Origin of the sequence: Duganella sp. HH101 (assembly GCF_001758795.1) — a bacterium.
GTDB classification, from domain to species: domain Bacteria; phylum Pseudomonadota; class Gammaproteobacteria; order Burkholderiales; family Burkholderiaceae_D; genus Rugamonas; species Rugamonas rivuli.
In genome coordinates this window covers 1-8,578 of record NZ_LRON01000051.1, presented here as the reverse complement: position 1 = coordinate 8,578, position 8,578 = coordinate 1, and the positions used below count along the sequence as shown (strand labels likewise).

The following is an 8,578-nucleotide window of genomic DNA, read 5'->3' as shown; positions in this document are numbered from 1 at the left end:
GGCGGATGCTGCCGCAGCTGCGGCCGCTGCCGCCGCGTCGGCGGCCAAGGCTGCTGCACTGACGGCGCCGGTGGCTGCGCTGGCGGCCGAGGCGTCGGTCGGGCTGGCGACCGGAGCGCTGGCGGGCGCCACCGGCTGGTTGAAGGCGGCCACCAGGGCCAGCATGTCGGCGACCGGATCGGCCTGTGCTGCGGCCTGGGCGTCGCTGGCGGCGCTATCGGCGGCCTGGTCGGCGCTGGCGCTGCTGTCCTGATCGGCGCTCTTGGCCGGCGCAGGGGCGGCTGGCGTCGCCTGGCTATCGTTCCTGGCGACGGTCTGGTTGTTGTCAGCAGAGTCGGCCTGCTGGTTTTTCGCCTGGGCCGGCTTGGCTTGTTCGGTTTGCTTGGGCGCGGAGGGGCGCGAGGCGGCAGGGCGCTCCGGCGCCTTGGCGCCGATATTGTTGCCGGCGTTGCCGGCGGCCGGGCCGGCCTGGCGCTGGTCCATCTCGCGCGACAGCGCGCGCTGGAAGGCGTTGTTGTCGCCGCCGGCGTTCAGATTCAGGTTGACCTTGGGGGCCGCCACGGTGTTGGCGGTCAGGGTGGGCATTTGAAGATTCTGGGTTTGCATGATCGCGCCGTGTCGGTTGGTTGCATCTCAATAGGTCAGCGTTTGTAATACGCCTGCCGTGCTGCGTGTTCGTCCATCTGCTTCTGGTCGCGCTTGTTTTCCAGCTTGAGCGCCTCGGCCGCCGCCCTGTCGTTCAGGGTGGAGTAGGACATGCGCTTGCGCTCGCTGGCCTGCCAGGCGACCTTTTCCTGCCCGCTGCGGTACTCGGCGTGCTTGATCATGTCCAGCTGGCCCTTGACCGCCACGTCCAGCTTTTCCATGAAAGCCTGGAAATTGCGGTAAGCCATGGGCGTGATGCCGGCCGCCTGCGCCGCCTCGAAGCGTTTCGCATACTCGTCGCGATAGCCGACCAGCATCTGGTGCTTCTGCTTGGCCTCGTCGACCGCTTTCAGCGCGGCGCCGAGCCGCTTGGCGGCATCGTCGGTTTCCCGCCGCGCCAGGTCCATCAGTGTTTCAAGTTGCGCTTTGGAAGCCATGATGGGTCAATTATAGGGGGCCGGTGTCGGCGGCAATCAGTCGAATAGAGAGGTAAGTTGGGCCAAGCTCTCGCCCATGGTCACGCGCTCGCTGATTTGCTGCTGGAGGAAATTCTCTATCCGGTCATGCAATTGGATGGCCTGGTCGAGCACCGGATCGCTGCCCGGCGCATAGGCGCCGACGCTGATCAGGTCGCGGCTGCGCTCGTAGCGCGAGAACAATTGCTTCAAATGGCGGGACTTGGTCTGGTGCTCGGGCGAGGTGATCGAATGCATGGCCCGGCTGATCGACTGTTCGATGTCGATGGCGGGGTAGTGGCCGGCCTCGGCCAGGCGGCGGTTCAGCACGATGTGGCCGTCGAGGATGGCGCGCGCCGAGTCGGCGATCGGATCTTGCTGGTCGTCGCCCTCGGTCAGCACGGTGTAGAAGGCGGTGATCGAGCCGCCGCCCATTTCGCCGTTGCCGGCGCGTTCGACCAGGATCGGCAGCTTGGCGAACACCGACGGCGGATAGCCTTTGGTGGCCGGCGGTTCGCCGATGGCCAGCGCGATTTCGCGTTGCGCCATGGCGTAGCGGGTCAGCGAATCCATGATCAGCAGCACGTTCTGGCCCTGGTCGCGGAAGTGTTCGGCGATGGCGGTGGCGTAGGCCGCGCCCTGCAGGCGCATCAGCGGCGGCGTGTCGGCAGGGGCCGCCACGACCACGGAACGGGCCAGGCCTTCCTCGCCGAGGATTTGTTCGATGAACTCTTTTACTTCGCGGCCGCGTTCGCCGATCAGGCCGACCACGATGACGTCGGCCTCGGTGTAGCGCGCCATCATGCCCAGCAGCACGGACTTGCCGACGCCCGAGCCGGCGAACAGGCCCATGCGCTGGCCACGGCCGACGGTCAGCATGGCGTTGATCGAGCGCACGCCGACGTCCAGCGTCTCGGTGATCGGTGCGCGGCCCAGCGGGTTGGCGGGGCGGGTGTTGATCGGCGCGCTGTCGGAGGCGTGCAGCGGGCCCAGGCTGTCGAGCGGGCGGCCGGCGCCGTCCAGCACCCGGCCCAGCAACTCGGGGCCGACCGGCAGGTGGCGCGCGCGGTCGCTGGGGCGGCGGCGCGGGTGGTTGACCGTGCCGGGGCGGGGGATCGCCGGCTCGACCGGGAACACGCGGGTGCCGGGCACCACGCCTTCGACGTCGCTTTGCGGCATCAGGAACAGCTTGTCGCCCTCGAAGCCCACCACTTCGGCCTCGATCTTGCCGCCGGACGGCAGCGGCACGGTGCAGGCGGCGCCCACGGCCAGCCGCAGGCCGACCGCTTCCATGACCAGCCCGGCCACGCGCGTGACGCGGCCCGACACTTGCATCGGTTCGACGAAGCCGACCAAGGCGCCGCAGTCGTGCAGATAGGACTTCCAGCGGCCGGCGTGCGGGCTGGCGGGCGCAGCGTCGGCGGCAGGGGCAGCGGGGGCGGCGACGGCGTCCATATCAGGCCAGCCAGTCCACTTCTTTGCCGAGCGCGTGGCTCAGGCGCTGCCAGCGCGCGGCGGCGGTGGCGTCGATCTGGTTGCTGGCGGTATCGACCTTGCAGCCGCCGCGGCCGACCTGCGGATCCTCGACCACGCGCCAGCCGCCCTTGTCGAGCTCCTCGCCGATGCCGGCGCGCACCACGGCGGCGTCGTCGGGATGCAGCACCAGCAGCGCCGGCTGTTGCAGCACGGGCAGGTATTCGATGGCGTCGCGCACGATGGGCAGCACCAGTTCCGGTTTGACTTGCAGCGCGTTTTTCAGCATGCCCTTGGCCAGTTGCAGCGCCAGTTCCAGCACGTCGTTGGCGATCAGCTGGTCGGCGTCGTGCAGCGCGCTGGTGAAGTTGGCGGCGATGGCGCGCACATGCTCCAGTTCCTCGGCCGTCACCAGCTTGCCGGCCTCGATGGCGTCGGCATGGCCGGCCGCGTGGCCTTCCGCGTAGCCGTCCTGGCGCGCTTCCTCGCGGATCGCCTCCAGTTCTTCCACGGTGGGGTATTCCATCGGCGGCGGCAGGGGCGGGCCCATTTCCAGCGCTTCCTGCTGTTCCATCAACGCATCCTGCACGCGCTGCTCGGCGTCAAGCCGTGCCTGTTCGGCGTCGCGCTCGCGCTGCTCGGCCTCGCGTTGCGCGATCACGCGGGGACGCTCGTCGCCAAACGAGGTCATCTCCCAGCGCTGGAACGCCGACTGCTGTTCTTTTGGTAGCAGAGACATTAGACGAAGGAATCCTCACCTTTGCCGCCAAGCACGATCTGGCCTTCGTCGGCCAGGCGGCGGACGATTTGCAGGATCTGCTTCTGCTGGGTTTCCACTTCGGACAGGCGCACGGGACCTTTCGATTCCAGGTCTTCGCGCATCATTTCCGAAGCACGGGCCGACATATTCTTGAAGATCTTGTCGCGCAATTCCTGCGACGCGCCTTTCAGGGCGATGATCAGCATTTCCGACTGCACTTCGCGCAGCAGCAGCTGGATGCCGCGGTCGTCGATATCGATCAGGTTGTCGAACACGAACATCTCGTCCATGATCTTCTGCGCCATGTCGTTGTCGTAGTTCTTGATGTTGTCCATCACCGAGCCCTCTTGCTCGCCCGACATGAAGTTGAGGATCTCGGCCGCCGCGCGCACGCCGCCCAGCGACGATTTCTTGATGTTCTCGTTGCCCGACAGCAGCTTGGTCAGCACGTCGTTGAGCTCGCGCAGCGCGGCCGGCTGCACGCCGTCCAGCGTGGCGATGCGCAGCACCACGTCGTTGCGCAGGCGGTCGGTGAAGTGGCCGAGGATTTCGCAGGCCTGGTCGCGCTCCAGGTGGACCAGGATGGTGGCGATGATCTGCGGGTGTTCGTTGCGGATCAGCTCGGCCACGGATTGCGAATCCATCCACTTCAGCGATTCGATGCCGGAGGCGTCCTTGCCGCCCAGGATGCGCGACAGCAGCACCGAGGCCTTGTCGTCGCCCAGCGCCTTGGTCAGCACCTGGCGGATGTACTCGTCCGAGTCCAGGCCCACGGTGGAGGCGGCCGCGACCATGTCGCGGAAGTTGTCCAGCGTGCCCACCACTTCCTCGTGGGGCACGTTCTTCATGGTCGCCATGGCGGCGCCCAGCTTGAGCACTTCGCGCGGGCCGAGGAACTTCATCACCTCGGCGGCCTCGCTCTCGCCCATGGCCAGCATCAGGATGGCGGCCTTTTGCAGTCCGGTATTCTCAGTCATTTGCGCCTATCCATTCTTTGATCACGTTGGCAACGATGCGCGGATCCTCGGTGGCCAGTTTCTTGGCCATGGCCAGATTTTCGCGGTAAGAGCGCACGGTGTTTTCTTCCATCTTGCGCAATTCTTCTTCGGCGATGAGGGCCTCGTCCGGGCCTTCCTCGATGATTTCCTCCGGCTCTTCCGGTTCCGGCTCCGGCGCGTTGATCTCGTCGATCTTCTTGAACACCGGACGCATCATCGGCTTGACGATGCGCAGCACGATGTACAGCAGGATCAGCGCGGTGATCAGGAACTTCGCCAGGTCCTTGGCCATCGGCAAGTTGGCCGGGTCGCGCCACCACTCCGGCGGCGGCTCGAACGGCTTGTCGACGCCGTCGAACGGCGAATTGGCCACGCTGACGGCGTCGCCGCGGTCCTGGTTGTAGCCCATGGCCTGCTTGACCAGGTCGTTAATCTTGGCCATCTCTTCAGGAGTATAGGCCTTGATGGTGACTTTGCCATCCTTGCCGACGATGCGTTTGTAATTGACCACCACCGCCACCGTCATGCGGCGCAGGCCGCCCATGCCGCGCTGCTCGTAGCGCACGGTCTTGTCGACTTCGTAGTTGGTGGTCGATTCCTTGTGGTTGGGGCCGGTGGTGCCGGTGGTCGCGACCGCGCCCGGCGGCGTGCCCGGCGCCGGCGCGGTGCCGGTCGGCGAGCCGGCGGTCTGGGTCAGCGGCGCGGTGGCCGTGCCCGGCGGCTGGTTCGACAGCGCGCCCGGGATGCCGCCCGGATTGGTGGCGCCGTTGTTGCCGTTGGTCTCGCTGCTCTGCTGGCTGCGGATGGCCGAGGCGGCCGGCGGCGAGTTCGGTTTGTAGGTTTCGGCGGCTTGTTCGATCTGGGCGAAGTCGACGTCGGCCGTGGCCTCGGCGCGCACATTGCCTTCGCCGACGATGGGGATGATGATCGATTCGACCTGCTTGATGACCTGCAGCTGCATGTCCTTGACATACTTGAGCTGGGTCTCGTCCATATTCTTGGCGTTGAGGCCGGAGCTGCCGTTCTTGGTCTGGTCGGAAATCAGGTTGCCGGCCTGGTCGAGCACGGTGACGTTGGCCGGCAGCAGTTCCGGCACGCTGGAGGCGACCAGGTGGACGATGGCGGCGGTCTGGCCGGGGTCGAGCATGCGGTTGGGGTGCAGCGTGACGATCACCGAGGCGGTCGGCTTTTGCTGGTCGCGCACGAACACGGACGGCTTCGGCAGCGCCAGGTGGACGCGGGCGTTCTCGATCGCGGCCAGCGACTGGATCGAGCGCGCCAGTTCGCCTTCCAGCGCGCGCTGGTAGTTGACCTGTTCGAGGAACTGGGACACGCCCAGTTTCTGGTTTTCCATCAGTTCGAAGCCGACGTTGCCGCCCTTGGGCAAGCCCTGGGCCGCCAGCTTCAGGCGGATATCGTGCACCTGTTCGGTCGGCACCAGGATGGCGGTGCCGTTCTCTGAAAACTTGTGCTTGACGTTGAGCTTGTCCAGCTCGGCCGTGATGGCGCCGCCGTCGCGGTCGGTGAAGTTGGAGAACAGCACGCCGTAATCGGGCGGCTTGTTCCACAGCCACAGGCCGAGCAGGATGGCGACGATGGCCGCCGCGCCGGCCGCGCGCAGGAAGTTGCGGCCCATCGGCGTCTGGATGAAGGGTAGCTTCTCCGCACCGTCATCGTCGGCGGCTGCGGTGTCGTTGTCGATTTGTTCGGCTACGGCCATGATGATTGGTTTCCGGTGCGAGGTTCTAGAGAGGATGAGCCATTATCGCTTGTTGGCGGGCAATTCAATCGGCCAAACAGAGCGCCGTTTACGGTTCTGCTCGGCCATGGGGACTGGCCTTGCCCTTGGTATTCTGGCAGCACTGATAGAGCCGTGCCGTATTGTAACGCCGCGCTCGGCCATGTCGTGGGAATTTGTTTCGCGGCAGCAACAAGATGGAGGGTAAGATGAAGACAGGTGGAATCGACGGCAGCCAGATCCAGGCCATGATCGCGCAGTTGAAGGCGCACGCCACGCGTCCGGGGTTGACGCCGCCGGTGATCAAGACCGAACCGGCGCCGGCCGCCAAGGTGGAGTTTTCCGACGCGTTGAAGAATGCGCTGGACGGCGTCAACACCAGCCAGGTGCAGGCCGACGACATGAGCAAGAAGTTCGCGATGGGCGACGACAGCGTCAGCCTGTCGGACATGATGATCTCGATGCAGAAGGCCAGCATCAACTTCCAGGCCACCATCCAGGTGCGCAACAAGCTGGTGTCAGCCTATCACGACATCATGAACATGCAGGTTTAACACCGGGGTCAAGTCTGACATTTGGACACGAGCTCAGCCGTAGCGGCCGCTACGGCTGAGCTCGTGTCCAAATGTCAGACTTGACCCCAGGCTTTTACATCAGGCCGGCGATGCGGGCGTTGCGTTCGCGCTCCAGCTTGGTGATGTAGCGTTGCACGTACGACAGCATGCCGCGCGAGATGTTGACGAACTCGCAGCCCAGGCGGCGGTTGGTCTTGTTGTTGAGCAGCGTCAGGTCCAGCGAGTTGCGGATCTGCAGCGAGGTCGCCACCTGGCCGATTTCCGGCAGGTCGATCTTGCAATCGAGGTAGTTGCGGCCGATGGCGTCGCCCAGGATCATCTTGTTGTCGAGGATGGCGATGCCGCCGCAGCTGATGTCGGCCAGCGGGAAGGTGGTGCTGCCGCCCAGCTCCTCCGGCAGCGGTATCAAGACCCGCACCGGGTTGGTCACGGGCGTCGAAATGCGGTAGTACTCGCGCCGCTGCAGGCGGATCAGCGTCGGCGGCACGGCGATCTTGAACGCCGGATTGCCTTCGAAGGTCGCCGCTTCGATGCGGTCGGCGGCAAACAGGATGCGCACCTTGTCCAGCGTGGTCTCGAACGACAGCCGGCGCGAGGCCAGGATGCGCTTGTTCTGCTCGCGGTCGATCGAGCAGTCCAGGTACACGGTGTCGAGCTGGTCGTCCACTTCCAGGATCGAGGTCACGCACACGTCCGACTCGCCGTGGATCAGCATGCGGATCAGCTGATTCTTGCCGCCTATGCCGCGCAGCAGGGAGAGTATCTCCTTGCGTGACTCAACCTCAAAATCGTGCCAGTTTTCCAATTCCGCATCCTGAAAGTGTGGGTACATCGCTGCTGTGTGCGTCAAATCTCTGCAAGGGGGATGCTGGTGTCCGGCGCGGCTGGAAGCGGCAGGCCAGACTTTTGCGCTGATTCAATATGATATAGCCACGCTAATAGTTCCGCAATCGTCCGATACAGCGTGGGGGGAATCTGTTGATCCAGATCTATGTCCATGAGCAGAGAGACAAGTTCCTTGGACTCGTGGATGAACACGCCGGCCTCCTGCGCGACGCCGATGATCTGCTCGGCCACCAGCCCGCGCCCCTTGGCCACGACCTTGGGCGCCGGGGCGCCGTTCTCGTAGGTCAGCGCCACCGCCTGCTGCAGCGGGCGGCGCGGCAGCTCGTCGGTCATGGCGCCTCCTGGGCGATGGTCAGCGAGGACAGCGGCGCGCCGGCCGCCTCCATCGCCTGCTCCAGCCGGCTGGCGTAGGCGCGCAGCGTGTCGGCCGTATCGCCGTCGTCGGCTTGCACCTGGATATGCACCTGGCCGCCGATCAGCGTCACCGCCGCCGACACCGCGCCCAGCATCGGGAAGCGGAAGCGCACGCCGCTGCGCCAGATCTGTTCCGGCTCGCCGTCGCCGCCGTCCTGGCCGTCGTTCTTGCGGCCGTCGCGCTGCTCGCGGCGGATTTCCCATTGCATGGGCTGGCCCGGCCAGGCTTCGCCGTTCCATTGCACCCGGCCTTGCTCGTGGGTGTGCAGTTGCTGGTTGATCAGCTGCGCCGCGCTCAGGTCGGGGCCGTTGGTGGCGGCACGGGCGGCGGTCTCGCCGCTTTGCAGCATGCGCTGCATCTGCGGCTCGCGCATCAGCTCGGTCAGGGGGCGTTCGCCCTTGGCCCATTCGGTGACGTGCGATTCGTAGAACAGGCCGCTTTGCGAGATGGTGTCCTGCAGCTTTTGCGCCAGTTGCTCGGCGGCCGGCGCGGCGTTGCCGAACAGCGCGCTCTTGCCGATCAGCGCCAGTTGCGCGGCGCTGCCGCCCTGGGCGGTGCTGAGCACGCTGGTCAGCACGCGCGCGGTGTTGCTCAGCGTGGCTTGCGGTGTGCTGGGATCGAGGTCGGGCAATTCGTTGGCGGGCGTCGACGGCGCTGTCTCTTATACACATCT

At 65.8% G+C, this 8,578-nt stretch carries 9 protein-coding genes and 1 pseudogene; 1 reads left to right on the top strand and 9 read right to left on the bottom strand.

Features of this window, described 5'->3' with window-relative positions:
• The 6 genes and pseudogenes from DUGA2_RS32060 to fliF all read right to left on the bottom strand — a co-directional run.
• Positions 1 to 585: pseudogene (locus DUGA2_RS32060) on the bottom strand (flagellar hook-length control protein FliK); the annotation flags it as partial.
• 56 nt (positions 586 to 641) lie between these two features.
• Positions 642 to 1,082 (bottom strand): flagellar export protein FliJ, encoded by a 441-nt coding sequence (gene fliJ, locus DUGA2_RS32055; RefSeq protein ID WP_070273315.1) that lies wholly within the window; start codon positions 1,080 to 1,082, stop codon positions 642 to 644.
• A 36-nt stretch (positions 1,083 to 1,118) separates the two neighbouring features.
• Positions 1,119 to 2,555 (bottom strand): flagellar protein export ATPase FliI, encoded by a 1,437-nt coding sequence (gene fliI / locus DUGA2_RS32050; protein WP_070273314.1) that lies wholly within the window; start codon positions 2,553 to 2,555, stop codon positions 1,119 to 1,121.
• Between the two features lies 1 nt (position 2,556).
• The gene (locus DUGA2_RS32045; protein ID WP_070273313.1) at positions 2,557 to 3,312 is read right to left on the bottom strand and encodes a flagellar assembly protein FliH; all 756 of its coding nucleotides are present in this window, start codon (positions 3,310 to 3,312) and stop codon (positions 2,557 to 2,559) included.
• On the bottom strand, positions 3,312 to 4,310 hold the full coding sequence (fliG, locus tag DUGA2_RS32040; protein ID WP_008451337.1) for a flagellar motor switch protein FliG: 999 nt from the start codon (positions 4,308 to 4,310) through the stop codon (positions 3,312 to 3,314). The genes DUGA2_RS32045 and fliG overlap by 1 nt, the downstream gene beginning before the upstream one ends.
• The gene (fliF, locus tag DUGA2_RS32035; RefSeq protein WP_070273312.1) at positions 4,303 to 6,051 is read right to left on the bottom strand and encodes a flagellar basal-body MS-ring/collar protein FliF; all 1,749 of its coding nucleotides are present in this window, start codon (positions 6,049 to 6,051) and stop codon (positions 4,303 to 4,305) included. Before fliF ends, fliG begins: the two co-directional genes overlap by 8 nt.
• Positions 6,052 to 6,278: 227 nt before the next feature.
• On the opposite strand from fliF, the gene fliE reads away from it, so the two are divergent.
• Positions 6,279 to 6,623, top strand: a complete 345-nt coding sequence (gene fliE / locus DUGA2_RS32030; RefSeq protein ID WP_008451334.1) for a flagellar hook-basal body complex protein FliE — start codon at positions 6,279 to 6,281, stop codon at positions 6,621 to 6,623.
• A 94-nt stretch (positions 6,624 to 6,717) separates the two neighbouring features.
• Here the strand turns inward: fliE and DUGA2_RS32025 are convergent, their stop codons facing one another.
• Genes DUGA2_RS32025 through DUGA2_RS32015 form a run of 3 tightly spaced genes read right to left on the bottom strand, consistent with a single transcriptional unit; the run spans position 6,718 to position 8,536 of the window.
• Positions 6,718 to 7,476, bottom strand: coding sequence for a flagellar brake protein (locus tag DUGA2_RS32025; protein ID WP_070273311.1), 759 nt, complete (start codon positions 7,474 to 7,476; stop codon positions 6,718 to 6,720).
• Between the two features lie 14 nt (positions 7,477 to 7,490).
• Complete coding sequence (locus DUGA2_RS32020) at positions 7,491 to 7,823, bottom strand: EscU/YscU/HrcU family type III secretion system export apparatus switch protein (RefSeq protein WP_070273310.1); 333 nt, start codon at positions 7,821 to 7,823, stop codon at positions 7,491 to 7,493.
• Entirely contained in the window at positions 7,820 to 8,536 is a 717-nt protein-coding gene (locus DUGA2_RS32015; protein ID WP_229214832.1) for a flagellar hook-length control protein FliK, read from the bottom strand. The genes DUGA2_RS32020 and DUGA2_RS32015 overlap by 4 nt, the downstream gene beginning before the upstream one ends.
• Positions 8,537 to 8,578: the final 42 nt, after the last annotated feature.